The 25116-nt window shown below is 71.7% G+C and carries 24 protein-coding genes and 1 pseudogene; 6 read left to right on the top strand and 19 right to left on the bottom strand.

The window, feature by feature from the left end:
• The 16 genes from AC07CM_RS46815 to AC07CM_RS46740 all read right to left on the bottom strand — a co-directional run.
• On the bottom strand, positions 1-209 hold a 209-nt coding region (locus AC07CM_RS46815; protein ID WP_478882679.1), incomplete at its 3' end, for a flavodoxin-dependent (E)-4-hydroxy-3-methylbut-2-enyl-diphosphate synthase.
• Positions 210-213: 4 nt separating this feature from the next.
• Positions 214-1236 (bottom strand): adenosyl-hopene transferase HpnH, encoded by a 1023-nt coding sequence (gene hpnH / locus AC07CM_RS46810; RefSeq protein WP_478882678.1) that lies wholly within the window; start codon positions 1234-1236, stop codon positions 214-216.
• Between the two features lie 5 nt (positions 1237-1241).
• A complete protein-coding gene (locus AC07CM_RS46805) occupies positions 1242-1883 on the bottom strand; it encodes a phosphorylase family protein (RefSeq protein WP_478882677.1) in 642 nt (213 codons plus the stop codon).
• Entirely contained in the window at positions 1884-3935 is a 2052-nt protein-coding gene (shc, locus tag AC07CM_RS46800; protein WP_478882676.1) for a squalene--hopene cyclase, read from the bottom strand.
• A gap of 117 nt (positions 3936-4052) precedes the next feature.
• Positions 4053-5117 carry a polyprenyl synthetase family protein gene (locus AC07CM_RS46795; protein WP_478882682.1) on the bottom strand — a complete coding sequence of 355 codons (1065 nt, stop codon included), beginning with the start codon at positions 5115-5117 and terminating at the stop codon, positions 4053-4055.
• Positions 5118-5185: 68 nt separating this feature from the next.
• Positions 5186-6613, bottom strand: a complete 1428-nt coding sequence (gene hpnE, locus AC07CM_RS46790) for a hydroxysqualene dehydroxylase HpnE (protein WP_478882675.1) — start codon at positions 6611-6613, stop codon at positions 5186-5188.
• Positions 6610-6714 (bottom strand): DUF6380 family protein, encoded by a 105-nt coding sequence (locus AC07CM_RS46785; RefSeq protein ID WP_404053178.1) that lies wholly within the window; start codon positions 6712-6714, stop codon positions 6610-6612. Before AC07CM_RS46785 ends, hpnE begins: the two co-directional genes overlap by 4 nt.
• A gap of 35 nt (positions 6715-6749) precedes the next feature.
• Complete coding sequence (hpnD, locus tag AC07CM_RS46780; protein WP_478882674.1) at positions 6750-7700, bottom strand: presqualene diphosphate synthase HpnD; 951 nt, start codon at positions 7698-7700, stop codon at positions 6750-6752.
• The gene (gene hpnC / locus AC07CM_RS46775) at positions 7697-8593 is read right to left on the bottom strand and encodes a squalene synthase HpnC (protein ID WP_478882673.1); all 897 of its coding nucleotides are present in this window, start codon (positions 8591-8593) and stop codon (positions 7697-7699) included. Before hpnC ends, hpnD begins: the two co-directional genes overlap by 4 nt.
• Before the next feature lie 360 nt (positions 8594-8953).
• Positions 8954-9742 carry an ABC transporter ATP-binding protein gene (locus AC07CM_RS46770; RefSeq protein WP_478882672.1) on the bottom strand — a complete coding sequence of 263 codons (789 nt, stop codon included), beginning with the start codon at positions 9740-9742 and terminating at the stop codon, positions 8954-8956.
• On the bottom strand, positions 9735-10664 hold the full coding sequence (locus tag AC07CM_RS46765) for an ABC transporter permease (protein ID WP_478882671.1): 930 nt from the start codon (positions 10662-10664) through the stop codon (positions 9735-9737). The genes AC07CM_RS46770 and AC07CM_RS46765 overlap by 8 nt, the downstream gene beginning before the upstream one ends.
• Before the next feature lie 96 nt (positions 10665-10760).
• Positions 10761-11633, bottom strand: a complete 873-nt coding sequence (locus AC07CM_RS46760; protein WP_478882670.1) for a glycosyltransferase family 2 protein — start codon at positions 11631-11633, stop codon at positions 10761-10763.
• A 5-nt stretch (positions 11634-11638) separates the two neighbouring features.
• Positions 11639-12418 (bottom strand): CDP-alcohol phosphatidyltransferase family protein, encoded by a 780-nt coding sequence (locus AC07CM_RS46755; RefSeq protein ID WP_478882669.1) that lies wholly within the window; start codon positions 12416-12418, stop codon positions 11639-11641.
• Positions 12396-13457, bottom strand: coding sequence for an iron-containing alcohol dehydrogenase family protein (locus tag AC07CM_RS46750; RefSeq protein ID WP_478882668.1), 1062 nt, complete (start codon positions 13455-13457; stop codon positions 12396-12398). Before AC07CM_RS46750 ends, AC07CM_RS46755 begins: the two co-directional genes overlap by 23 nt.
• On the bottom strand, positions 13445-14197 hold the full coding sequence (locus AC07CM_RS46745) for a phosphocholine cytidylyltransferase family protein (protein WP_478882667.1): 753 nt from the start codon (positions 14195-14197) through the stop codon (positions 13445-13447). Before AC07CM_RS46745 ends, AC07CM_RS46750 begins: the two co-directional genes overlap by 13 nt.
• Positions 14194-16017 (bottom strand): DUF5941 domain-containing protein, encoded by a 1824-nt coding sequence (locus AC07CM_RS46740; protein ID WP_478882666.1) that lies wholly within the window; start codon positions 16015-16017, stop codon positions 14194-14196. Before AC07CM_RS46740 ends, AC07CM_RS46745 begins: the two co-directional genes overlap by 4 nt.
• Before the next feature lie 288 nt (positions 16018-16305).
• Between AC07CM_RS46740 and galE the strand changes: the two genes are divergently transcribed.
• The 3 genes from galE to idi all read left to right on the top strand — a co-directional run bounded on the left by galE (position 16306) and on the right by idi (position 19132).
• Positions 16306-17277: a UDP-glucose 4-epimerase GalE gene (gene galE / locus AC07CM_RS46735; RefSeq protein WP_478882665.1), complete on the top strand. Its 972-nt coding sequence runs from the start codon at positions 16306-16308 to the stop codon at positions 17275-17277.
• Positions 17278-17413: 136 nt separating this feature from the next.
• On the top strand, positions 17414-18355 hold the full coding sequence (locus tag AC07CM_RS46730; protein ID WP_478882664.1) for a cation diffusion facilitator family transporter: 942 nt from the start codon (positions 17414-17416) through the stop codon (positions 18353-18355).
• Between the two features lie 183 nt (positions 18356-18538).
• A complete protein-coding gene (idi, locus tag AC07CM_RS46725; RefSeq protein WP_478882663.1) occupies positions 18539-19132 on the top strand; it encodes an isopentenyl-diphosphate Delta-isomerase in 594 nt (197 codons plus the stop codon).
• A gap of 3 nt (positions 19133-19135) precedes the next feature.
• On the opposite strand, the gene AC07CM_RS46720 is transcribed toward idi, so the two are convergent.
• Positions 19136-19624, bottom strand: a complete 489-nt coding sequence (locus AC07CM_RS46720; protein ID WP_478882681.1) for an ATP-binding protein — start codon at positions 19622-19624, stop codon at positions 19136-19138.
• Positions 19625-19869: 245 nt separating this feature from the next.
• Between AC07CM_RS46720 and AC07CM_RS46715 the strand changes: the two genes are divergently transcribed.
• The gene (locus AC07CM_RS46715) at positions 19870-20613 is read left to right on the top strand and encodes an enoyl-CoA hydratase/isomerase family protein (RefSeq protein ID WP_478882662.1); all 744 of its coding nucleotides are present in this window, start codon (positions 19870-19872) and stop codon (positions 20611-20613) included.
• Here AC07CM_RS46715 and AC07CM_RS46710 read toward each other — a convergent pair.
• The gene (locus AC07CM_RS46710; RefSeq protein ID WP_478882661.1) at positions 20597-21241 is read right to left on the bottom strand and encodes a DJ-1/PfpI family protein; all 645 of its coding nucleotides are present in this window, start codon (positions 21239-21241) and stop codon (positions 20597-20599) included. The genes AC07CM_RS46715 and AC07CM_RS46710 overlap by 17 nt on opposite strands.
• Positions 21242-21275: 34 nt before the next feature.
• Positions 21276-22235, bottom strand: coding sequence for a GlxA family transcriptional regulator (locus AC07CM_RS46705; protein ID WP_478882660.1), 960 nt, complete (start codon positions 22233-22235; stop codon positions 21276-21278).
• Between the two features lie 86 nt (positions 22236-22321).
• Here AC07CM_RS46705 and AC07CM_RS46700 point away from each other — a divergent pair.
• Positions 22322-22446 (top strand): annotated as a pseudogene (locus AC07CM_RS46700) (LPFR motif small protein); the annotation flags it as partial.
• 105 nt (positions 22447-22551) lie between these two features.
• Positions 22552-24951 carry a Tex family protein gene (locus tag AC07CM_RS46695; protein ID WP_478882680.1) on the top strand — a complete coding sequence of 800 codons (2400 nt, stop codon included), beginning with the start codon at positions 22552-22554 and terminating at the stop codon, positions 24949-24951.
• The last annotated feature ends 165 nt before the right edge of the window (positions 24952-25116 follow it).

Raw genomic sequence — 25116 nt, 5'->3', positions numbered from 1 at the left:
CGCACGATCTGACAACCCGACGCGGTCAGCTCGGCGATCTGCTGCAGGGTGGCGCCGATGTCCGACGTACGGGTCGTCGTCATCGACTGCACCGACACCGGGGCTCCGCCCCCGACCGCCACCGGCCCGACCTGGATCTGCCGCGACCCGCGCCGCGGAGCGACCGGACGGGCCGGTACCTCGGGAACGCCCAGGGGGACGGCGGTCATCGCGTCACTCCCGGTTTCCGGAGACGGTCTCACGCATGGCCCGCAGGGACTCCTTCAGAGATCCCATGGTGGCGAGGACGGCGGTGGGCTCGTAGCCGCAGTGCGCCATGCAGTTGGCGCAGCGCGGGTCCTTGCCGCGGCCGTACTTGTCCCAGTCGGTCTCCTCGATGAGTTCGCGGTACGTCGGCACGTACCCGTCGCTCATCAGGTAGCAGGGGCGCTGCCAGCCGAAGAGCGAGTAGTTCGGGATCGCCCACGCGGTGCACGGGAAGTCGACCTTGCCCTCCAGGAAGTCCAGGAAGAGCGGGGAGTGGTTGAGCCGCCACTTGCGCCGGTTGCCGCCCGCGAATGCCTTCTTGAACAGCTCCCGGGTCTGCTCGACCCCGAGGAAGTGCTCCTGGTCGGGGGCCTTCTCGTAGGCATAGGCGGGCGAGATCATCATCTCGTCGACCTGGAGGTCGTCGTTGAGGAAGTTGAGCACCTCGACGATGGTCTGCGGGGTGTCGGTGTTGAAGAAGGTGGAGTTGGTGGTCACCCGGAAGCCGCGCCGCTTGGCCTCCTTGATGGCCTCCACCGCCTCGTCGAACACGCCCTCCTTCGCGACGGACTCGTCGTGCCGCTCGCGCAGCCCGTCGATGTGCACCGCGAAGGCGAAGTAGGGCGACGGTGTGAACTTGTCCATCTTCTTGCGCAACAGCATCGCGTTGGTGCACAGGAAGACGTACTTCCTCTTGGCCACCAACTGCCGCACGATCTCGTCGATCTGCGGGTGCATCAACGGTTCTCCACCGGCGATGGAGACCATGGGCGCGCCGGACTCCAGCACGGCGCCCACGGCCTGGGCGACCGGCATGCGCTGCTTGAGCACACCGGCCGGGTGCTGGATCTTGCCGCAGCCCTCGCACTTGAGGTTGCAGGCGAAGAGCGGTTCCAGCTCGACGATGAGCGGAAACTTGTCACGCCTGCGAATCTTCTGTTCAGCCAGGTACGTAGCGACCTTGATGGACTGACGCAACGGCATGGCCATCTGGCTCACCTCCGGGGGAGCAGCAAATTACGGTGCCATTCGAAAAATGCGGGAAGGATGGAACGAAGGACACGGAAGGCTGATATTCCACCGCGTACCGTGCCGATCCGGACGAGTTCATGTTCTGGAGCGTCCACGACCACCCGGACGGCCGCAACCGGGCGTTCGTCCGCGCGGACGGCGCTCAGCAGCGTGGCCGCCGACTCCATGTCGACCGCGATGGCGCCGGTCGCGAGCAGGTCGGACCGCTCAGGGCCGCGGACGACGTGGTCGGAGCCGGTGAGCGGGCCGGTGTGGACCGTGCGTCCGGGCAGGATGCGCACGAGTTCCTTGACCAGCAGGTCGGTTCCCACGCACGGGACGGTCCCGCGCGGGTCCCGGGTCTCCTCGGCGACGACCAGGTCGCCGGGGTGCATGCCGGGGTCGAGGCCGGCGCAGAAGCCGGTGGCCAGGACGGCGGCCTCGGCCAGGGCCGGGTGGGCCAGGTGGCCGCTGATGGAGCGTTCCGCCGCCTTGGGCCCCATCCCCGTACGGACAAAGGTGACCGGGCCGCCCGCGCCGCCCCGCTCGCCGGTGCGCAGGGCGAAGTGCTCGATGCCGAGCGCGCAGGCGATCAGCAGCGGGGGCGGGGCGGGCTGCGCGGTCATTCAGCTCCCCTTGGCCGCGGACAGCGGCTTCTTGGCCTCGGGGAGGTGATTCCTGGACGTGGCGAGCGGCGGCCGGTCGAAGGGGTCGCCGTGCAGGTACCGGCCGAGCGCGGTGAGCGGGAACACCTGCCGGTACAGGTGGTAGTTGATGGAGAAGTCCCAGGGGAAGCCGGTGCCCGTGAAGTACGGCTCGTCCCAGGAACCGTCCTCCCGCTGGGTCCCCGCCAGCCATCGCACGCCGCGCTCGACGGCCTTGGAGTCCTTCTCCCCCGCCGCGAGGAGCGCCATCAGCGCCCAGGCCGTCTGGGAGGCGGTGGACGCGCCGCGGCCGCTCCATTCCTTGACGTGCTTGTAGGAGCGCAGGTCCTCGCCCCAGCCGCCGTCGTCGTTCTGGACGCTCTCCAGCCAGGCCACCGCGCGCCGGATCGCCGGGTGGGAGCCGGGCAGGCCGGCCGCGGTCAGGGCGGGCACCACCGAGCCGGTGCCGTACACGTAGTTCACGCCCCAGCGGCCGAACCACGAGCCGTCCGGTTCCTGTTCGGCCAGCAGCCAGGCGATGCCGCGCCGGGTGCGCGGGTCGTGCGCGAGGCCCTCCGCCGCGAGCATCTCGACCACGTGGGCGGTGACGTCCGCGGACGGCGGGTCGATGACCTCGCCGAAGTCGCAGAACGGCAGCCGGTTCGGGAACGGGCTGGTGTTGTCGACGTCGAAGGCGCCCCACGCGCCGTTCCTCGACTGCATCCCCAGGTTCCAGCGGACGGCCCGCCCGATGGCATGGTCGACGCGCTCGGGGTCGTGGTGCTTGACCCGGCGCAGCGCGAGGGCGACCTCGGCGGTGTCGTCGATGTCCGGGTAGTTGTCGTTGTGGAACTCGAACGCCCACCCGCCCGGCGGCAGTTGGGGGCGCTTGACGGCCCAGTCCCCGGGCCGGACGATCTCCTCGCCGAGCATCCAGTCGGCCGCCTTGACCAGTTGCGGATGGTCCACGGGCAGGCCGGCGTCGGCCAGGGCGATGGTGGCGAGGCAGGTGTCCCAGACCGGGGACTGGCAGGCCTCGATCATCCGGGCGCCGTCCTCGCGCCACACGGCGAAACGGTCCAGCGACGCGAGGCCCTCGCGCATCACCGGGTGCTGGAGGTCGTAGCCCAGCAGGTGCAGGGCGATGACCGAGTACACGGCCGGGGGCTGGATCCCGCCCCAGCAGCCGTCGTTCTCCTGCCGCTCGATGATCCAGCGGGCGGCGGCGTTCATCGCGGCCTTGCGCAGTCTGCGCGGGGCGACCTTGCGCATCCGGTGCAGCGCCTTGTCCAGACGCTGGAAGGCGCCGTCCCAACTGGCCACCGGCGCGAGCGGCTCGGGCGGGTTGGGGTTGGCCGGGTCGGTGTGCAGCTCGTCCAGCGGGAAGGGTGCCGGGCGGACCGGGCGCTTGGCCGAGACGATGGTCAGCGGCACGATGGTCTGCCGGGCCCAGCATCCGAAGTCGTAGATGTTGAGCGGCATCCAGGTCGGGAACCAGATCAGTTCCGGCGGGAGTTCGGGCAGGTCCTCCCACTTCCACCAGCCGAACAGGGCGAGCCAGATCCGGGTGAAGACCCGGGAGGCCGCGATGCCCCCGCGCTCGCGGATCCAGGCCGAGGCCTTCGCCATGTGCGGGGCGTCGGGCGCGTCGCCGGCCAGGCGGAGGGCGACGTACGCCTCGACGGTGGTGGACAGTTCGCCGGGACCGCCGAAGAAGGTGGCCCAGGTGCCGTCCTCGCGCTGCTCGCCGCGGATGAACAGGGCGGCGGCCCGCGTCGTCTCCTCGTCGCGGATTCCCAGGAACTGACGGAGCAGCAGGTCCTCGGCGTCCATCGTGACGTTCGTCTCGAGGTCGCCCTTCCACCAGCCCTGGGCGTCCTGCCGCGCGAGCAGGAAGTCGGTGGCGCGCCTCGCGGCGCGTTCGGCGGCTTCTTGTACCCCGGCCGCCGCGGGGGTGGTGATGTCGGTTTCGCTGGCCGCGGCAGCACGGGGCGGCAGGGTCGCCCCGGTGCTTCCGTCGGTCGTCGCTGTCATGGCTTCCCCTTCGTGCAGTCGTGCGAGTCGTGCTGCTGTGGGTCCGCCGTCGGCCGGTGTCCGTCGTCTTTCGACACCGGCCGGCGACTACGCGAGGGCTGTTTCAACCGATAATGATCATCTCTTCCGTACGACGACGAAGTCGGCGAGCGCCGCGAAGGCGTCCCGTACCCGGTCGGGCATGTCGACCGCGTCGAGGGCCTCGACGGCGATGCTGTGCTGACGGCGTGCTTCCTCCGCCGTCCACTCGCGGCCGCCGGCCTCCTCGATGAGGGCGGCACGGGCCGCGAACTCCTCCTCCGAGAAGTTCTCGAAGTCGCTGCTCTTGGCGTCGGCGGCGAGGATCTCGCCGAGCCGCTCCGAGGCGGGGCCGCCCGCCGCGAGCGCGGCCACCACCGGCAGGGACTTCTTGCGCTGGCGCAGGTCGCTCCAGGTCTGCTTACCGGTGGCCTCCGGGTCGCCCCAGATGCCGAGCAGGTCGTCGACGGCCTGGAACGCGAGGCCGAGGTGGTAGCCGTACCTCTCCAGGGAGTCGGCTGTGCGGTCGTCGGCGCCGCCGAGCACCGCGCCGATGGAGCTGGAGGCCGCGAGCAGGGCGCCGGTCTTGTTGCCCTCCATCTCCAGGCACTCCTCGACGCTGACGCGGTCGCGGTGCTCGTAGGAGATGTCCTGCGCCTGACCGTCGATCAGGGCGCGGGTGGCCGTGGTCAGCCGGCGGGTGGCGCGGCCCGCCTCGACGGTGCCGAGCTCGAGGAGGACCTCGTTGGCGAGGGCGAACAGGGCGTCGCCGACCAGGATGGCCTGGGCGGGGCCGTGCACCTTCCAGACCGTGTCGCGGTGCCGGCGCTGCTCGTCGCCGTCCATCAGGTCGTCGTGCAGCAGCGAGAAGTTGTGCACGAGTTCGACGGCGACGGCCCCGGGGATGCCCACCTCGGGCGCGGCGCCGGTGACCTCGGCGGAGAGAACGGCGAGCGCGGGGCGCACGGCCTTGCCGCCGTCCCCGTCGGCAGGGTTGCCGGCGGCGTCGATCCAGCCGAAGTGATAGGCGGCGACGGTGTCCATGGGAGGCGCCAGGCGGTCGACGGCCGCGCGCAGCACCGGTGTGGCCAGGGTCCGTCCGCGCTCCAGAAGCGCGGTCACGTCCACCGCGGTCCTCCGAGCGGGCGTCGAGGCCGGGGGCACAGTGGGCACAGTCTCTCCTCTTGTTGCGATACCGGGGGTGCGGGGGCCTGCCGCGTGCCGATCGGGCATCACGCCGCCTCCTCGAGCGCGAAGAGGCGACGGGGGCGGGGCCGGCCCAGGGCGCTCAGCGCGGCGTCGGCCGCGCTCACTCCACTGCGGACCGCACTCTCCATGGTCGCGGGCCACCCTGTGGCGGTCCACGCTCCGGCCAGGTACAGGCCGGGGGCCTTGGTGCGGGCGCCGGGCCGCAGCCGCCCGACGCCGGGGGTGGGGGCGAACGTGGCCGTGCGCTCCCGGGTCACGAAGAAGTCCCGCACCACCGCGCCGCGCGTGCCCGGGATCAGTCGCTCCAACTCGGGCAGATAGCGCTCGCGGAGCGCGGCGACCGGCGCGTCGATCTCGCCCTGGGCGGCCGACTGGGACAGCGCCAGATACTGTCCCGCGCGCAGTCCGGAAGCGTCCGTCCGGTCGAAGACCCACTGCACAGGGGTGCCGAGGGCGGCGAGGAAGGGCCTGGCGAGCACCTTGCGGTCGTAGACGACGTGCACGTTGAGGATCGGCGCGGTGCCGATGTCCAGGAGCCGTTCGGGGGCGTCGAGGGCGCCGGGCGGCAGCAGGTCGTGGGTCTCGCGCTGGGGTACGGCGAGGACGACCGCGTCGGCCCGGAGCGTCTCGCCGGGAACCTGAACGTTCCAGCTCCCGTTTTCGTTGGTAGAGACGGAGGTGACGCGTGTACGGACCTCGGTACGGACGCCCGCGGAGTCGAGCGCCTTGCGGGCCAGCCGGTCGTGCAGTTCGCCCAGCGGGACGCGGGCCCAGCCGATGTCGGCCGCGCCCGGGTCGGACAGCAGGCCGGTCTTGAACACCATCGCGGCGAGCCCCAGCGAGGCGTCGCCCGCGACCGCGTTGAGGGTGGCGACCCCGACCAGGTCCCACAGGGCCTCGACGGCACGCGCCGACTGGCCGTGAGCGGCCAGCCAGCTGCCGAAGTCCTGGGTGTCCAGGGTCGGATCGGCGAGGTCGAGCCCCTTGAGCGCGAGCGCGGCACGCCCCACCGCGGCACGTTCGGCGAGCGAGAGGTGCGGATAGGTGGCCAGGCTGCGCCCCAGGTGGAGGGGGACGGGCAGCGGGTCGCGCCGCAGCCGGCCGAGCCGCCGCCCTTCGGGTCTCGCGACGTCGACGACGGGCACGTCAAGGCGGTCCTGCACCGGTGCCAGCTCCGCGCCCTCGATCCGGTCGAGGAACCAGCGGTAGGCGGTGCAGCAGCGCAGGTACACGTGCTGACCGTTGTCCACGGTCAACTCGCCGCGCTGGAAGGAGAAGGCGAGGCCGCCCAGCCTCGGCCTGCCTTCGAGCAGGGTGACCCGGACGCCCGCGTCGGCGAGCGCGAGCGCCGCGGTGATGCCGGCGAGGCCGCCGCCGGCCACGACGGCGCTGCGCACTGCCGGTGCCGCGGTGTCGGCATGCGTGGCCGTGTGGCGTGAGCCGTCGCTCATCGTGCGTCCTTCCGTGCGTGCCGAGCATGCTGGATGAACGGTGCACGGTCGGCCGTCGCAGTCAGGGACGCCACGCCGCAGCGGAGGGTTGCCCGCCGCATCGGGCCGTCGGAGCCGGATCCGTCCACGGGGTCCATCAGGCGCGCCTCCTGACGGTCCGACGGGACACGTGCCGGGTGTCGAGTCCGGACAGTCCGCGCACGGCGACGTAGGCCTTCTCGCGTCCGGGCAGCGAGACGCGTCCGCGCAGCACGGCCTCCGGGTCGCGCTCGATGCGGTCGAGGAGGCGGCGGTAGATCCCGGCCATGGCGGCCACGCAGGCGCCGCTGCGCCGGTCGAGCATGGGGAGCAGCCGGTAGCCCTCGGCGAAAAGGGCGCGGGCCCGACGCACTTCGAAGTGCACGAGGCCCGCGAAGTCGGAGCCCTCCGGTGGTGTCGGCCCGCCGAACCCGGCCGAGCAGCCGAACTTGGCCAGGTCGTCGGCGGGCAGATAGGTACGGCCGCCCGCGGCGTCCTCGCGGACGTCTCTGAGGATGTTGGTGAGCTGCAGTGCGAGCCCGAGCGTGTCGGCGTACTCGGGTGCGCGCTCGGCGCCGCGCGCGCCCGGTTCCGTGCCGAACACACCGAGCGAGAGGCGACCGATGGCGCCGGCCACGCAGCGGCAGTAGACCTTCAGGTCGTCCCAGGTCTCGTAGGTCTCCCCGCGCACGTCCATCTGGACGCCGTCGATCAGCTCGTCCAGGCCGCCGAGCGGGATCGGGAAGGCGCGCGAGGCGTGGGTGAGGGCGACGGCCACCGGGTCGGTGTCGTCCTCCTCGACCGCGCCCTCGCGCATCCGGGTGAGCAGCGCCCGGGTGTCCTCGAGGCGCGCCACCTTGACCTCGCCCGGCAGGTCGCCGTCGCCGATGTCATCGACGCGCCGGGAAAGCGCGTACAGCGCCGACATGGCGCGGCGCTTGGGCGTCGGCAGCAGTCGGATGCCGTAGGCGAAGTTGCGGGCCTGCTGTCCGGTGACGGCCTCGCAGTAGCTGTACGCGGCGAGTACCGGTGCCGACACGTGCGGCGGAGACTCCACGGTCCGGATCACCTCTTTCCTCGCAGGGTCACGCCCACCTCACGCAGCAACTGGACCTTGCCGGGTCGGGGCGGGCCGGGAAGTACGTCGTATTCGGCGGCGGCGATCGCGTCGATCGCCGCCCTTCCCCCCGCCACGAACCCTGCGAGCAGCAGCTTCAACCTGCCGTGGACGCTACCCACCAGGGGGGCGCCTTCATTCAGCAGATCGCGGGCGCGTTGCGCTTCGTATGCAACCAGGGCGCGCACCGATGCGCCTGTGGTTTTCTCGGCGAGATCCGTTTCCTGCACGTGAAAGCGCTTCATGTCCTCGGCGGGCAGATAGATCCGGTCGCGGCCGAGGTCCTCGGCGACGTCCTGGAGGTGTTCCACGATCTGCAGCGCAGTGCAGATCGCGTCGGAGAGGCGGATCCGCTCGGGGGACGAGGTGCCGGTGACGGCGAGGACGAGGCGGCCGACGGGGTTGGCGGACAGTTCGCAGTAGGCGAGGAGGTCGTCGTAGGTCTCGTACCGTGCGACGAGCTGGTCCTGGCGGTTGGCGGCGATCAGTCCGAGGAACGGCTCGGGGGTGAGCCGGCGGCGGCGGACCGTGGACTGCAGGCGGCGCAGCAGCGGGTGACGGGGAGTGGCGTCGAAGACCCGTCGCAGATCGGCCTCGAAGGCGTCGAGGAGGACCAGCCGGTTTTCGGCGTCCGTGGCCGACACGCCCAGCACGCGCGCGTCGGCTCCGCCGGGGGCGAGATCGCCGTCGCCGATGTCGTCCACGAGGCGGGCGAAGCCGTAGACGGCCATGAGGTCCTCGCGCCAGGCCCGGGGCAGGAAGAAGGGCGCGACGGGGAAGTTCTCGCTCGCGGCCTTGTCCAGTGTGGCGCGCTCCAGATCGGGCACCGTGTCGGTTCCCGTCACCGGACGCTGCCCGGGGCGGGGACGGCACGTGCTGCGTTGAGCTGGGGAGTTTCCGTAGCCATTGCCGTCACATCTCCCGTTCTACACTGCAGACCCAATACACACTATTTCGGACACGCCAACCGGCCCTCCGCGGGGCTGCCCGGCGCAGGGTGCCGTGCATTATGGCCCCACTTGCCGCTTTCCGGCACCGGTACAGCTTACGTTGTACAACGCGGCGTGGTCCGTCGGGGTGTCCTGCACATCACAACAACACACCGATTGGCGTCAAGATTCCTAAGCCCTACCGGAGTTGACGTTTCCTTTGCAGACGCAGGGCCCCGCCGGACGGTTGCCGGCGGGGCCCTGGCCGAAACCGGGCTACTTGCCCGTGAACTTCTCGTATTCCTTGAGGACCTCTTCGGTCGGGCCGTCCATGCGCAGCTCGCCGCGCTCCAGCCACAGAACGCGGTTGCAGGTGTCGCGGATGGACTTGTTGTTGTGACTGACCAGAAACACCGTGCCCGCCTCCTTGCGCAGTTCCCGGATGCGCTCCTCGGAGCGCTTCTGGAACTTGCGGTCACCGGTGGCCAGCGCCTCGTCGATCATGAGGACGTCGTGGTCCTTGGCGGCCGCGATGGAGAACCTCAGCCGGGCCGCCATGCCCGAGGAGTAGGTGCGCATCGGCAGGGTGATGAAGTCGCCCTTCTCATTGATCCCGGAGAAGTCGACGATGTTTTGGTAACGCTCCTTGACCTGCTCCCGGGACATGCCCATGGCGAGCCCGCCGAGGATGACGTTGCGCTCGCCGGTCAGGTCGTTCATCAGGGCCGCGTTGACACCGAGCAGCGAGGGCTGGCCGTCGGTGTAGACCTTGCCCTTCTCCGCGGGCAGCAGACCGGCGATGGCCCGCAGCAGCGTGGACTTGCCGGAGCCGTTGGAGCCGATCAGGCCGATGGCCTCGCCGCGGTAGGCGACGAAGGACACCCCGCGCACGGCGTGCACCTTGCGCACGCCCCGCTCCTCGTCGCCGGAGCCCCGCTTCAGGATGCGGCTGAGGGCGGCCGTGGCACTGCCCTTGCCGGTCTTCGCGCCATTGACCCGGTAGACGATGTGCAGGTCGTCGGCGATGACGGTGGGACGAAGATCCCCGTTGTTCTGCTCAGCCACGGCCGTACCTCTCCTCCGCCTTCCAGAAGTACACGAAGCCGCCGGCGAAGACGACCACGGCCCAGAACAGGGCGAGGGCCCACACGTGCGGCGGCAGGTTGGAGGCGTCGTACCCGTCGATCAGCGCGAAGCGCATGAGGTCCATGTAGACGGCGGCCGGGTTGACCTGCAGCAGGCGGACCACCCACTCGGACCGGCCCTCCATCATCTTGCTGATGGAGAACATGACGCCGGAGGCGTACATCCAGGTGCGCAGCACGAACGGCATCAGCTGGGCGAGGTCCGGCGTCTTGGCGCCCATGCGGCCCACGATCAGCGCGAGCCCGGTGTTGAACAGGAACTGCAGGACCAGCGCAGGGACGATCAGCAGCCAGGAAAGGCTCGGGTAGCTGCCGAAGCCGATCGCCACCACGAACATCACGATCATCGAGAAGAGCAGCTGCTGCAGCTGCTGCAGCGAGAAGGAGATGGGCAGCGAGGCGCGCGGGAAGTGCAGGGCGCGTACCAGGCCCAGGTTGCCGGAGATCGCGCGGACGCCCGACATGACCGAGCTCTGCGTGAAGGTGAAGACGAACACACCGGTGACCAGGAACGGGATGTACACGTCCTTGGACATGCCGCGGCTGGCGTGCAGGATGACGCCGAAGATGAAGTAGTAGACCGCCGCGTTCAGCAGCGGTGTCGCCACCTGCCACAGCTGGCCGAGCTTGGCCTGGCTGTACTGCGCGGTCAGCTTCGCCTGAGAGAAGGCGAGGATGAAGTGGCGCCGCCCCCACAGCTGACGTACGTACTCGACGAGGGAGGGCCGGGCGCCGCTCACGGCGAGCCCGTACTTGGCGGCGAGCTGCGCCGCCGTCAGTCCCTCGTCGGGCGACGGGGCCGCGGTCACCGCGACACCGCCGTCGTGCGTTGTCTCACTCACAGGTGGAAGCTTTCGTCCTCGGGTTCGTCTTCGAGTCTTCGAACGGGCGACCTCTCACGGTCGGGCCGGTCAGCCGGACCTTCACGGTCGAGCTTGTCAGATGACGGGGGGCCGGCCCAGTCGGGTCAGCCGCCACACCGTACGCCACCGCATGGGGCGGCGGGGTCCGCACGGGGTGGTCCAGCCCTCCTTGAAGCCGCCGAACCAGGCCTTCAGTGCCGGGCCCGACGGGCGGCGCAGCAGGGTGAGCAGCAGCCAGACCCCGAGGTAGACGGGGACCAGCGGCGCGGGGAGGTTGCGGCGGGCCAGCCAGACCCGGTTGCGGGCGACCATGCGGTGGTACACCGCGTGCCGCGAGGGCGCGGTCGTCGGGTGGTACAGCACCATGTCGGACCGGTAGTCGATCATCCAGCCCGCGTCGAGGGCCCGCCATGCCAGGTCGGTTTCCTCGTGTGCGTAGAAGAATTCGTCCGGGAGGACGCCGGCTTCGGCGAAGACGCGGGTACGGACGGCGTTGGCGCCACCGAGGAAGGTGGTGACCCGGGAGGAGCGCATCGGGTCGGAGGCGCGCAGCCGGGGCACGTGCCGGCGCTGGGTCTCGCCGGTCTCGGGATCGGCGATGCGGAAGCTGATGATGCCGAGCTTCGGGTCGGCCTCGAACGCGGCACGGCACAGCTCGGCGGTGTCGTGGCGGGCGAGCAGGCCGTCGTCGTCGAGGAACAGCAATATGTCGACGTCGCGGCCGCCGGGACCGAAGGCCTCTATGCCGACGTTGCGGCCGCCGGGGATGCCCAGGTTCTCGGGCAGTTCCGTGGTTCGCACGCCCTCGGGCACGTCCGGGACGGGCGAGCCGTTGCCGACGACGACCACCTCGACGGGGTCGCCGTCCTGCTTGGCGACGGAGTCGAGGAGGGCACGCAGCTCCTCGGGCCGGTTGCCCATGGTGATGATGACCGCGCCGACCTTCATGCCGCTCACCTCAGCCTGCTCGAGGCGAGGATGGACACCAGGTGCAGCACGGTCTGCAGCATGGCGATCCCGGCGAGGACGGCGGTGCCGAGCCGGGTGAAGAACAGGTCGCCGTGGATCTGGTCCGCGATCGCGAGGACCAGGATCAGCAGCGAGGCCTCGATGCCGAGGATCAGCCGGTGGAACTTCAGCGCCGAGGCGGCCCGGCGCGCCCGCGCCATGCCGGAGGAGCGCGGTTCGGCGGCGGCCTCCTTGACCGGCGCCATCCCGGCCTGGTGCCGGGCGACACCGACGAGGTCGGTCTCGGCCTTGATCAGGATCGCGCCGAGCGCGGCGAGAGTGCCGAGGAAGGCCCACAGCCAGTCGATGCGGCCGCTGCCCCACAGGTCGGAGGCGCGCAGACCGAGGCCGACCAGCACGGCCGCGTCGGTCAGGTAGGCGCCGACCCGGTCCAGGTAGACCCCGCCGAGCGAGTACTGCTTCTTCCAGCGGGCGATCTCGCCGTCGACGCAGTCCAGCAGCAGGTACAGCTGGGTGGCGACCACGCCGAGGACGGCGCCCGCGATCCCCGGCACCAGCAGCGCCGGGGCCGCGAGCACGCCGCAGACGGTCATCAGGTACGTGAGCTGGTTGGGCGTGACCCCGGTGTTCACCAGGTAGCGGTCGACGCGCAGGGACACCTCGCGCATGTAGAGGCGTCCCGCCCAGTGCTCACCGCTGCGCCGGTCCTTCACCCCGGCGGGGTGGACGACCGGCCGGAGTTCAGCTACCGATGGCCTTGACATAGTCGGCGTAGATGTCCTTGATCTGGGTCGTCTTGAGGTCGAGGTGTTCGAGGATCGTGTAGCGGCCGGGCCTGGTCTCCGGGGCGAACTCCACGGCGCGGACGAACTCGTCCACGGTGAAGCCGATCTCCTCCGGCAGCACCGGAAGCCCGTGCCGGCGCAGCACCTCGGCCATGAACGCCGACTCCTCGTGCGCTCCGCGCAGGTACATCGCGAAGGCGGCACCGAGGCCGCACTGCTCGCCGTGCGCGGCCGCCCGCTTCGGGTAGAGCAGGTCGAAGGCGTGGTTGATCTCGTGGCAGGAGCCCGAGGCGGGCCGGGAGTCCCCCGAGATCGACATGGCGACACCGGTGAGGACCAGCGCCTCGGCGAGCACCTGGAGGAAGTCGTTGTCCCCGATGCCGCCCGGGTGCCTGAGGACCGCCTCGCCGGCCTGCCGGGCCATCGCGGCGGCCAGGCCGTCGATCTTCTCGCCCTTGACCCGGTTGGCCAGCTCCCAGTCCGCGATCGCGTTGATGTTGGACACCGCGTCACCGATGCCGGCGCGCACGAAGCGGGCCGGGGCCTCCCGGATGACGTCCAGGTCGATCACGGCTGCGATCGGGTTCGGGACGCCGTACGAGCCGCGGCCCGCGTCGTTGTCGAGGGTGGCCACCGGCGAGCACAGGCCGTCGTGCGCGAGGTTCGTCGGTACGGCGACCAGGGGCAGGCCGACGCGCGCCGCGGCGAACTTGGCGCAGTCGATGATCTTGCCGCCGCCGAGGCCGACGACCGCGTCGTGGCGGTCGGCCTTCATCTCGCCGGCCAGCCGGATCGCGTCGTCCAGGGTGCCGCCGCCCACCTCGTACCAGGACGCCCCCGGCAGCGACGGCGCGATGCGCTCGCGCAGCTTGGCGCCGGAGCCGTTGCTCACCGCGACGGCGAGCCGCCCGGAGTGCGAGATGCGCTGGTCGGCCAGGACGCCCGCCAGGTCGTCGAGGGCACCCGGGCGGATGTCCACGACGACCGGCGAGGGGATCAGCCGGGTCAGTACTGGCACGCGATCTCCCGTCCGCGGGCGAGGTCGTCGTGGTTGTCGATCTCGACCCACTTGACGTCGCCGATCGGCGCCACGTCGATCTTGAAGCCGCGGTTCACCAGCTCCTGGTACCCGTGCTCGTAGAACTGCTGCGGGTCGGTCTCCCAGACGGTCTTCAGCGCGTCGGCGAGCTCCGGGGCGGCGTCGCCCTCGATCAGCGTGACACCGATGTACTCGCCGGTGGCCTCGGCCGGGTCCATCAGCTTGGTGATCTTCTGGACGCCCTTGGCGGGGTCCACGACGACCTTCATCTCCTCGTCCGCGAGGGACTTCACGGTGTCGAGCGCGAGGATGATCCGCTTGCCGTCGCCACGCGCGGCCAGCAGCGTCTTCTCGACGGAGACCGGGTGGACGGTGTCGCCGTTGGCGAGGATCACGCCGTCCTTGAGCGCGTCACGACCGCACCACAGGGAGTAGGCGTTGTTCCACTCCTCGGCCTTGTCGTTGTCGATGAGGGTGAGCTGGAGGCCGTACTTCTGCTCCAGGGCCTCCTTGCGCTCGTACACGGCTTCCTTGCGGTAGCCGACGATGATCGCGACCTCGGTCAGGCCGATCTCGGCGAAGTTGCCGAGAGTGAGGTCGAGCACAGTGATCGAGTCCTCTATGCCCGCGGGGCCCACCGGCACCAGCGCCTTGGGGAGGCTGTCGGTGTAGGGGCGCAGACGCCGTCCGGCGCCGGCCGCCAGCACAAGGCCGATCATGCGGGTTCTCCTTCATCGTGTACGGCGGGCGCCCCAGCGGACACCCAGAAGCGGATGCTCTCGACGAGCACCACCAGGGCGACGGCCACGGCTAGAACCGTGAGCGCGACGTTGAACTGTGCGGCGGTGAGCAGCGCGGCCAGCAGAGTGACCAGCAGCGTCCGCCCTTCCTGCCCCCCGATCGCGCGCACCAGCCAGGCCGGCGGCGCTCCGGCGTTCCCGCGGATGCGGTACACCGTGTCGTAGTGATGGTAGGCGACGGCGGCCACCAGGCCGAAAGCCGCGGGAAGGGCTCCGTTCACCCCCGCTTTGCTCGCGAGGACGAGGACGGTGCCGTACTCGGCGGCCCGGAACAGCGGGGGAACCAGCCAGTCGAGGGCGCCCTTGAGGGGGCGGCGCAGGGCCTGTCCCGAGGCGACGGTGTAGACGACGGCGCCGGCGACGGGCGCCCAGGTCACCCCGGAGAACCCGAAGAACCCAGAGAACCCAGAGAACAGGGCCACGGCGAGGACGGCGGTGCCGGCCAGGGCCACCAGCAGCGGGGCGCCGAGGCGGACGCGGGTGAGACGCGCCACGAAGGAGGCGAGCGGGCCGTTGTCCGCGAGGTCCGCCAGCGCCTGGGCCGCCCGGTCGGTGCGCCGCGCCTTGCGGGTCAGCGAGCGCAGCACGCGTCCCGCCGTGGTGTACGTCGCGGCGAAGGCGCAGCCGGCGAGCAGCACGTAGAACGTGATGCGCGGGGTCGTGGCCGCCGTGAGGACCGCGATCATCGCCCACCGCTCACCGATGGGCAGGACGATCATCCGGCGCACCCACACCGTCCAGCCGACGCTGTCGAGCTTGTCGGAGAGCGCTGCGGTGGGGCTGGTGTTGGCGGTGGCGGCGGCATCCCCGACGTTCGCTTCGTTGAAGGAGAAGTCCACGACGTGCCGGCAGGTCTGCAGGATCATCGCGCCGAGGGCGAGGGCCCACACGTCGTCGCCGCCGCGGGCCGCGCCGAGGGCGAGGCCGGCGTAGTAGGCGTACTCCTTGGCCCGGTCGAAGGTGGCGTCGAGCCAGGCGCCGAGCGTGGAGTACTTCAGGGCGTACCGGGCGAGCTGGCCGTCGGTGCAGTCCAGCACGAAGGAGGCGATCAGCAGCACGCCGGCCGCGATGAAGCCGCCGCGCGTGCCGGTCGCGGCGCAGCCCGCCGCTATGAGCGCGGTGAGCAGCGAGGCCGTGGTGACCTGGTTCGGGGTCAGGCCCCGGCGGGCGCACCAGCGGGCGATGTAGCGCGAGTAGGGGCTGATGAAGAACGTGGTGAAGAAGCCGTCACGGGACTTCACGGCCGACTTCAGGCGTACGGCCTCGTCGTCGACGGCGGCGACGGCCTGGCGTGCCTCGTTGCGGGCCTGCGGGTCGGCCGGGACGACGGCGACCAGGCTGCCCAGCTCGGGCCGGTGGACCTCGTTGCCGTCGGCGTCGAGGGCGGTGACGACGCGGTCGGCGACGCTGTCCACGACGAGCGCCGTACCGCCGCCCGCGGAGGTCTCGCCGGCCAGGGCCCGGCTCAGCGCCTGCCGGGCGGCCGGCTGGGCGGTGACGGCGCCGGGGACGGCGGCGAGCGGGAAGCGCGGGTCGGTCAGGCCGAGGCGCAGGGCGTGCGGATGACCGACGAAGCGGGCGTCGACCAGGGCCACGCGCCGCTCGGCCGGGACGGCCGCGAGCAGGGTCTCCGCCTCGGAGGCGTCACCGGCCACGCGCACGTCGAAGCCGAGGGACCGCAGATCGTTCTCGAGTGACGATCCGGGTACCGGCTGACCCGTGACGATGGCGGTCGACAACCGAACTCACTCCCTGGGTGCCGGCGCGGACGCGCCGGTCTTCTGCGTGGTGGGGCGCCCCTGCCTGCGGCACCCGGGCGGCATGTCGGCAGAGGTTATCGGATGACCGGAAGTCCGTGTTCACCGGCCGTTCACGGTCCGGCCCACGGGCGCTGCCCCGGCCTTTGCCGCGATCATCATCGGGGATCCGGGCCCGCCCCACAAACCGCGGGCGCGAACCGCGCGCACAGATTCGGGCATCCCCGGGCATGGGGGACACGTGGACGGCTCGGCATAGGGTGGGCGACCATGACGTGGCTGATCACCGGCGGAGCCGGATACATCGGGGCGCACGTGGCGCGGGCCATGGCGGGCGCCGGGGAGAGCGTCGTGGCGCTGGACGACCTGTCGGCCGCCGTGCCCGAGCGGCTCCCGGCGGACGTCCCTCTCGTCCGGGGCTCGACCCTGGACGGGGACCTGGTCAAGCGGGTACTCGCCGAGTACGGCGTGACGGGTGTCGTCCACCTCGCGGCGCGCAAGCAGGTCGCCGAGTCCGTGGCCGAGCCCACCCGCTACTACCGCGAGAACGTGGGCGGCCTGGCCACGCTGCTGGACGCGATCGCCGAGGCGGGCGTCCGCCGTCTGCTCTTCTCCTCGTCGGCGGCCGTGTACGGCAACCCGGACGTGGACCTGATCACCGAGGACACCCCGTGCGCACCGGTGAACCCCTACGGCGAGACCAAGCTGGCCGGGGAGTGGCTGGTCCGGGCGGCGGGCCGGGCCCACGGCATCTCCACGGTGTGCCTGCGCTACTTCAACGTGGCGGGCGCGGCCGCGCCGGAACTGGCCGACACGGGCGTGTTCAACATCGTGCCGATGGTCTTCGACCGGCTCACCCGCGACGAGGCGCCGCGGATCTTCGGCGCCGACCATCCGACGCCGGACGGCACCTGCGTCCGTGACTACATCCACATCGCCGACCTCGCCGAGGCGCACCTCGCGGCGGCCCGGCGGCTCGGCGCCGGTGACCTCACGGGCGACCTGACGCTGAACATCGGCCGCGGCGAGGGCGTCTCCGTACGCGAGCTGATCACGGTGATCGGCGAGGTCACCGGCGACCGTCGGCCGCCGGTGGTCGAGGGGCGCCGCCCGGGGGACGCGCCGCGTGCGGTCGCCTCGGCCGAGCGGGCCGCCGAGGCGCTGGGCTGGCGGGCCCGGCGCGGGGTGCGGGAGATGGTCGACTCGGCCTGGCAGGGCTGGCAGCTGCACCACGCGAAGTGAGTCGGCGGCGCCCTGACCAGCGGTTCGTTTCCGCAGGTCAGGGCACATGACAACGGTGTTCAGTGCCGCGTTGCCCGATACCCCCCACCCGTAGTTCACTGTGAGCCCGGACGCAACACGGAAGGGCGGTCTTCTCATGGGGGCAGGGCACGACCACGGGCACGCGCACACCCATGCGCCACGCACGGGGACGGCCGCGGCCGCCTATCGTGGCCGGCTGCGGGTGGCGCTGGGCATCACGCTGACGATCATGGTGGTCGAGATCGTCGGCGGTCTCCTCGCGGACTCGCTCGCCCTGATCGCGGACGCGGCCCACATGGCGACCGACGCGGTGGGCCTGTGCATGGCGCTGCTCGCCATCCACTTCGCGAACCGCCCGCCGAGCACCAACCGCACCTTCGGCTACGCCCGCGCCGAGATCCTCGCCGCGCTGGCCAACTGTCTGCTGCTGCTCTGCGTCGGCGGATACGTGCTGTACGAGGCGGTCCAGCGATTCGTCACGCCCGCGGACACCCGGGCCGGCCTGATGATCGTGTTCGGCCTGTTCGGCCTGGTCGCGAACACCGTCTCGCTCACCCTGCTGATGCGCGGCCAGAAGGAGAGCCTGAACGTGCGCGGGGCCTTCCTGGAGGTCGCGGCGGACGCGCTGGGCTCGGTGGCGGTGCTGGTCTCGGCGACCGTGATCCTGACCACGGGCTGGCAGGCGGCCGACCCGATCGCCTCGCTGGCCATCGGGCTGATGATCGTGCCGAGGACGCTGAAGCTGCTCCGCGAGACGCTGGACGTGCTGCTGGAGGCGGCCCCGAAGAACGTCGACATGGCCGAGGTGCGGACGCACATCCTGGCCCTGGACGGCGTCGAGGACGTGCACGACCTGCACGCCTGGACGATCACCTCGGGGATGCCCGTCCTGTCGGCGCACGTGGTGGTCAGCTCGGAGGTGCTGAACGCCATCGGCAACGAGAAGATGCTGCACGAGCTGCAGGGCTGCCTCGGCGACCACTTCGACGTGGAGCACTGCACCTTCCAGCTGGAGCCGGGCGGGCACGCGGAGCACGAGGCACGGCTCTGCCACTGACCCTGCGCACTGCTGTTCGGCGCACCCCCGGACGGTTCCGGGCGACGGGTGCCGGGCACGATGACCAACCGGATCCCACTTCGGCGCCGCACCGCGTGGGACATGCGGAGGTGCGGGGAAGTGCCGGGAGTGCCGGATTCGTACGGCAGACTTGGGGTGCGAAGACCGAGGCGAAGGATGGGTATGCCGATCACACCTGCCACCGAGACGCACAGCTCGTCGAACGGCACCGCAGAGGCGATTTTGCTGGAACTGGTCGACGAGAAGGGCGTGACGATCGGCACCGCGGAGAAGCTCGCCGCCCATCAGCCGCCGGGGCAGCTGCACCGGGCGTTCTCGGTGTTCCTCTTCGACGAGCAGGGCCGGCTGCTGCTGCAGCAGCGGGCGCTCGGCAAGTACCACTCCCCCGGCGTGTGGTCCAACACCTGCTGCGGCCACCCCTACCCCGGTGAGGCACCCTTCGCCGCGGCGGCCCGGCGGACGTACGAGGAGCTGGGTGTCTCGCCGTCGCTGATGGCGGAGGCGGGCACGGTCCGCTACAACCACCCGGACCCGGCCTCGGGCCTGGTCGAGCAGGAGTTCAACCACCTGTTCGTCGGCATGGTGCAGTCGCCGCTCGCGCCGGACCCGGAGGAGGTCGGGGCGACCGCGTTCGTGACGGCGGCCGAGCTGGCGGAGCGGCACGCCCGGGACCCGTTCTCGGCGTGGTTCATGACCGTGCTGGACGCGGCCCGTCCGGCGGTCAGGGAGCTGACGGGCCAGTCCGCGGGCTGGTAGGCACTACCACAGGGTGGCGGGCTTGAGAGGCAGCGCGGCCCAGATGACCTTTCCGCCGCTCGCCGTGTGCTCCACGTCGACCACCCCGCCCGCCTCCCGGGCGACCTCACGGACCAGCAGGAGTCCCCGGCCGCCGGTCTGGCCGTGGTCGGCCTCCAGGGCGGTCGGGCGGTAGGGGTGGTTGTCCTCCACCGACACCCGCACCCACTCGGCTCCGACGGCCACCTCCACCGCGAGCATCGGCGACAGCAGCGCCGCGTGCCTGACCGCGTTCGTGACCAGCTCGGAGACGATCAGCAGCAGTCCGTACACCAGGTCGTCGGAGACCGGTACGCCCTGGCGCAGCAGCAGGTCCCGCACGGCGCGCCGCGCCTGCGGGACAGAGGCGTCCACGGCGGCCGCGGTGAAACGCCACACCCCTTCGTACGGCAGTGGCTGCCGTTCAACGCCCCCCGCTGGGCGCGGGCCGTCCCCACGCCCGTGATCGTCCATGGTCCGGTCGCCACCCTCGCGCTCGATTGTCACCACACGTCGAGTGTTGGTAACGATGCGCTCCACTCCTTGCGACTGAACACAAGTCAGCTGGTATCGAACGGTTCTGACCATTGGCGTATGACATGGTCAGTTGTAGGACTGTTCCTGTCCCCCCGGCGCCGGTTCGCGAACTCTTCGTGTTGTACGTGTTTGGTGAGCGGCCGCCGGACGGCCCGATTCGCGCCCCCGATACCATCCCGCGCATGGACCCCCAGCTGTCGCACCAGGTCGCCGACGCCGTCGCCACGGTCGTCATCCGCCATCCGGCCAAGCGCAACGCCATGACGGCCGCGATGTGGCGGGCCCTGCCGCCGCTGCTGGACGAGCTGGCGGGCGATCCGCGGGTGCGGGCGCTCGTGCTGACCGGCGAGGGCGGGACCTTCTGCGCCGGCGCGGACATCTCCACGCTCCAGGGCTCGCCCGCCGAGGCGCAGGCGCTGGCCGTGGCGGCCGAGGAGGCCCTCGCCGCCTTCCCCAAGCCGACGCTCGCCGCGGTGCGCGGCCACTGCGTGGGCGGCGGCTCCCAGCTCGCCGCGGCCTGCGATCTGCGGCTGGCGGAGGAGGGCGCGCTGTTCGGGGTGACCCCGGCGAAGCTCGGGATCGTGTATCCGGCGTCCTCCACCCGGCGGCTGGTGTCGCTGGTGGGACCGGCCGCCGCCAAGTACCTGCTCTTCACTGCCGAGTTGATCGACGCCCAGCGGGCACTGCGCAACGGGCTGGTGGACGAGGTGCTGCCCGAGGGCGACCTGGACAAGCGGGTCGCCGAGCTGACCCGGGTCCTGGTGTCGCGTTCCCAGCTCACCCAGGCCGCCGCCAAGGAGTTCGCGAACGGCCGCACCGACCGGGACGCCCACTGGACGGAGCAGGCGCGCGGCAGCGGCGACACCGGGGAGGGGGTCGCCGCGTTCCTGGAGCGCAGGCAGCCGAGGTTCAGCTGGACTCCGTGAGGATGAAACGGCTGCGCGCCCGCAGCGTGTCGACGAGGTGGGCGGGGGCCTTGCGCGGGGATCCGGCGTCGTAGGGCGGCTGCGGGTCGTACTCGGTTGCCAGCTGGACGCCCTGGGCGAACTCGTCGCCCGCGATCCGGCCGAGCAGGGTGAGGCCCATGTCGATGCCCGCGGAGACGCCGGCGGCGGTGACGTACTTGCCGTCGAACACCACCCGCTCCTCCGCCGGTTCGGCGCCGAATCGCTTCAGCTGGTCGAGGGCGAGCCAGTGCGAGGTGGCACGGCGACCGTCCAGGAGTCCGGCGGCGGCGAGCAGCAGGGAGCCCGTGCACACCGAGGTCGTCCAGGTGCTCGTGGCGTCGACGGCGCGCAGCCACTCCAGCAGGGGCCGGTGTTCCATCAGGGCGCTCTGGCCGGGGCCGCCCGGCACGACCACGACATCGGGGCGCGTCACCTCGGCCAGGGACCGGTCGGCGACGATCCCGAGCGCGCCGGTGTCCGTGCGGACGGGACCGGGGTTCTCGGCGACGAACACCGTCTGCGCGTCCGGGAGGCGGGAGAGGCTCTCGTACGGTCCGACGGCGTCGAGAGCGGTGAAACGGTCGTAGACGACGATGGCGATCTGCATGGGACGTCCTGTCCTTTCAGCGGGTGGTGGCGGGTCAGCGGGTGGTGGCCGGGCGGAACCGGCGCCGGTACTCGGCCGGGGCCGCACCCAGGGCCTTGACGAACGCGCGCCGCATGGCCTCGGGGGTGCCGTAGCCGCTGGCGCGGGAGATCTCCTCGATGCCGTCGCAGGTGTCCTCCAGGAGCCGGCGGGCGTGTTCGAGGCGGACTCGGTCGACGTAGCGGCCGGGTGTCGTGCCGGTCTCCTCACGGAAGGCGCGGGCGAAGTGGCGGGGCGAGAGCAGGGCGCGGGCGGCCAGCGACTCCACCGTCAGGTCACCGGCGGGGTGCTCGGTGATCCACCGCTGGACCTCCCGCAGAGGTGCGCGCTGCGCGGTCTGGGCGGCGAGCTGTGCGCTGAACTGTGCCTGGTTGCCGGGCCTGCGCAGGAAGACCACCAGGTGCCGGGCGACGGCCAGCGCGACGTCACGGTCCAGGTCCTCCTCGACGAGGGCGAGGGCGAGGTCGATGCCGGAAGTGACGCCCGCCGAGGTGGAGACGTGCCCGTCACGGACGTAGATCGGCTCGGGGTCCACCCGCACGGCCGGATGGTCGCGGGCGAGCTTGTCGCAGTAGGCCCAGTGGGTCGTGGCCCGGCGCCCGTCGAGCAGGCCCGCGGCGGCGAGCAGGACCGCACCGGTGCAGACGGAGACCAGGCGCCGCGCGCGCGGGGCGTGCGTCCGCAGCCACTCGGTCAGCCGCGGATCGGGGCTGCGGGTGCCCTGGCCGCCGGGCACCAGCAGGGTGTCCGGGTCGGGCACCTCCGTCAGCGCCTCGTCCGGTACGAGGGTCAGTCCGCTGGAGGCGCGGACCGGGCCGCCGTCGAGGGACGCCGTGTGGATGCGGTAGGTCCCCGGCGTGTGCTGCTCCGCACCGGTGAACACCTCGAGGGGGCCGGTGACGTCGAGGCTCTGCACGCCGTCGAAGAGGACGAAGAGGAGTGTGCGCTGCCGCATGTCCTCGATTCTTCGCGGGCGGCTGCGTGGCCGCAACGACGAGTTCCCCACCTTTTCTGCCATGCGCGGTCGGCGGGCCGCCGGGCATGGCGGGCGCCCGGCGGGGACTGCGGCAGATCGGCGGGGCCGTCGCCACGGTGGTCACGCTGCCGTTCCGCGCCCTGGCCCGGCTGTAGGGGGCGCCTCGTCCTCCGCGCGCGGCCGCCGGGCCCGAGTCTCGGACCCGGCGGCCCGCCGAGGGGCCGACCTGATCCCCGGTTGTCGGTGTCACCTGCCACAATTGCCGCGCAACCTCTGGAGAAGGCGGTACGGGATCGTGACGACACCCGGGTCCCTCGAAGTAGGGTCCATCGAAGGCAGGATCGCCGGGGAACTCGGCGTACGGGAGCGGCAGGTGAAGGCCGCGGTCGAGCTGCTCGACAGCGGTTCGACGGTGCCCTTCATCGCCCGCTACCGCAAGGAAGCGACCGAGATGCTCGACGACGCGCAGCTGCGCACGCTCGAGGAGCGGCTGCGCTACCTGCGGGAGCTGGAGGAGCGGCGGACCGCGATCCTGGAGTCGGTGCGCGAGCAGGGCAAGCTCACCGAGGAGCTGGAGGCCGCCATCCGGGGCGCCGAGACCAAGGCGCGCCTGGAGGACATCTACCTGCCCTACAAGCCCAAGCGGCGCACCAAGGCGCAGATCGCGCGTGAGGCGGGTCTCGAGCCGCTCGCCGAGGGGCTGCTGGGCGACCCGACGGTCGAGCCGCAGGCCGCGGCCGCCGCGTTCGTGGACGCCGACAAGGGCGTCGCCGATCCGCAGGCCGCGCTGGACGGCGCGCGGGCGATCCTCACCGAGCGGTTCTCGGAGGACGCCGACCTGATCGGCGAGCTGCGCGAGCGCATGTGGGTGCGCGGGCGGCTGGCCGCCAAGGTGCGGGAGGGCAAGGAGGAGGCGGGCGCGAAGTTCGCCGACTACTTCGACTTCGCCGAGCCGTTCACCGAGCTGCCCTCGCACCGGATCCTGGCCATGCTGCGCGGCGAGAAGGAGGACGTCCTCGACCTCGTGCTGGAGCCGGAGGAGCCCACCGAGGGGCCTTCCTCGTACGAGGGCATCGTCGCCTCCAAGTTCGCCATCGCCGACCGGGGCCGCCCCGCCGACAAGTGGCTGAAGGACACCGTCCGCTGGGCCTGGCGCACCCGGATCCTGGTGCACCTCGGCATCGACCTGCGGCTGAGGCTGCGCACGGCCGCCGAGGACGAGGCGGTCAACGTCTTCGCCGCGAACCTGAGGGACCTGCTGCTGGCCGCGCCCGCGGGCACGCGCGCGACGCTCGGCCTCGACCCCGGCTTCCGCACGGGCGTCAAGGTCGCCGTGGTCGACGCCACCGGCAAGGTGGTCGCCACGGACGTGATCTACCCGCACGTCCCGGCCAACAAGTGGGACGAGGCGCTCGCCAAACTGGCCCGCCTCGCCAAGGAGCACGCGGTCGAACTGGTCGCCATCGGCAACGGCACGGCGTCCCGGGAGACCGACAAGCTCGCCGGTGAGCTGATCAGCAGGCACCCGGAGCTGAAGCTCACCAAGGTGATGGTGTCCGAGGCCGGCGCGTCCGTGTACTCGGCCTCGCAGTACGCCTCGCAGGAACTGCCCGACATGGACGTCTCACTGCGCGGTGCCGTCTCCATCGCCCGCCGGCTGCAGGACCCGCTGGCCGAGCTGGTGAAGATCGACCCGAAGTCCATCGGTGTCGGCCAGTACCAGCACGACCTGTCCGAGGTGAAGCTGTCCCGCTCGCTGGACGCGGTGGTCGAGGACTGTGTGAACGGCGTCGGCGTGGACGTCAACACCGCCTCCGTGCCGCTGCTTTCCCGGGTGTCGGGCATCTCCTCCGGGCTGGCCGAGAACATCGTCACGCACCGGGACCAGAACGGGCCCTTCACGTCCCGCTCCGAGCTGAAGAAGGTGGCGCGGCTCGGCCCGAAGGCGTACGAGCAGTGCGCGGGCTTCCTGCGGATCCGCGGCGGCGACCCGCTGGACGCCTCCAGCGTGCACCCGGAGGCCTACCCGGTGGTGCGGCGCCTGGTGAAGACGTCGGGCCAGGAGGTCGCCGCGCTCATCGGCAACACCGGTGTGCTGCGCTCGCTGCGCCCGGCTGACTTCGTGGACGACACCTTCGGTCTGCCGACCGTCACCGACATCCTCAAGGAGCTGGAGAAGCCGGGCCGCGACCCGCGTCCCGCCTTCAAGACGGCCACCTTCAAGGAGGGCGTGGAGAAGATCTCCGACCTGTCCGCCGGGATGGTCCTGGAGGGCGTGGTCACGAACGTGGCGGCCTTCGGCGCGTTCGTGGACGTCGGCGTCCACCAGGACGGCCTGGTGCACGTCTCGGCGATGTCGAGGACGTTCGTCAAGGACCCGCGCGACGTGGTGAAGCCCGGCGACATCGTCAAGGTGAAGGTCCTCGACGTGGACATCCCGCGCAAGCGGATCGCGCTCACCCTGCGCCTGGACGACGAGGCCGCCCCGCAGGGGCAGGGCGGTGGCCGCCAGCAGCGCGGCGGCGCCCGCCCGCCCCAGCAGCGGCAGGGCCAGGGTCAGGGCCAGGGCCAGGGCCAGCGGCAGTCCCGTGGTGGCGACCGGGGCGGCCGGCAGGCACCGGCACCGGCCAACAGCGCGATGGCGGACGCGCTGCGCCGAGCGGGTCTGCTGAACCCGAAGGACGATCGCCGCTGAGCCGGGGCTCAGCCCCTGGCTCGTCTCCCACCCGCCTTCCTGGCTCGGCGGGCTGAGAAGCTCCGTCACGGGGCTTCGCCCCGGACCCGGGGGGGGGGGGGGGGGGGGGTGGGGGGAGGGGGGGGGGGGGGGGGGGGGTGGGGGGGGGGGGGGGGGGGGGGGGTG

It is taken from the genome of Streptomyces sp. NPDC044061 (assembly GCF_056434305.1).
Note: the sequence above shows the minus strand (reverse complement) of the source record. Positions and strands in the feature narration are given on the sequence as shown.

Excerpts from the sequence above, each read along its gene's own strand:
- AC07CM_RS46730 (WP_478882664.1), top strand. The coding sequence starts at position 17,414 with ATGGGGGCAGGGCACGACCACGGGCACGCGCACACCCATGCGCCACGC.
- shc (WP_478882676.1), bottom strand. The coding sequence starts at position 3,935 with ATGACAGCGACGACCGACGGAAGCACCGGGGCGACCCTGCCGCCCCGT.
- AC07CM_RS46715 (WP_478882662.1), top strand. The coding sequence starts at position 19,870 with ATGGACCCCCAGCTGTCGCACCAGGTCGCCGACGCCGTCGCCACGGTC.
- AC07CM_RS46785 (WP_404053178.1), bottom strand. The coding sequence starts at position 6,714 with ATGCGGCGGGCAACCCTCCGCTGCGGCGTGGCGTCCCTGACTGCGACG.
- AC07CM_RS46760 (WP_478882670.1), bottom strand. The coding sequence starts at position 11,633 with ATGAAGGTCGGCGCGGTCATCATCACCATGGGCAACCGGCCCGAGGAG.
- hpnE (WP_478882675.1), bottom strand. The coding sequence starts at position 6,613 with ATGAGCGACGGCTCACGCCACACGGCCACGCATGCCGACACCGCGGCA.
- AC07CM_RS46720 (WP_478882681.1), bottom strand. The coding sequence starts at position 19,624 with ATGGACGATCACGGGCGTGGGGACGGCCCGCGCCCAGCGGGGGGCGTT.
- galE (WP_478882665.1), top strand. The coding sequence starts at position 16,306 with ATGACGTGGCTGATCACCGGCGGAGCCGGATACATCGGGGCGCACGTG.
- AC07CM_RS46710 (WP_478882661.1), bottom strand. The coding sequence starts at position 21,241 with ATGCAGATCGCCATCGTCGTCTACGACCGTTTCACCGCTCTCGACGCC.
- AC07CM_RS46745 (WP_478882667.1), bottom strand. The coding sequence starts at position 14,197 with ATGATCGGCCTTGTGCTGGCGGCCGGCGCCGGACGGCGTCTGCGCCCC.
- hpnH (WP_478882678.1), bottom strand. The coding sequence starts at position 1,236 with ATGGCCATGCCGTTGCGTCAGTCCATCAAGGTCGCTACGTACCTGGCT.
- AC07CM_RS46705 (WP_478882660.1), bottom strand. The coding sequence starts at position 22,235 with ATGCGGCAGCGCACACTCCTCTTCGTCCTCTTCGACGGCGTGCAGAGC.
- AC07CM_RS46805 (WP_478882677.1), bottom strand. The coding sequence starts at position 1,883 with ATGACCGCGCAGCCCGCCCCGCCCCCGCTGCTGATCGCCTGCGCGCTC.
- idi (WP_478882663.1), top strand. The coding sequence starts at position 18,539 with ATGCCGATCACACCTGCCACCGAGACGCACAGCTCGTCGAACGGCACC.
- AC07CM_RS46755 (WP_478882669.1), bottom strand. The coding sequence starts at position 12,418 with ATGTCAAGGCCATCGGTAGCTGAACTCCGGCCGGTCGTCCACCCCGCC.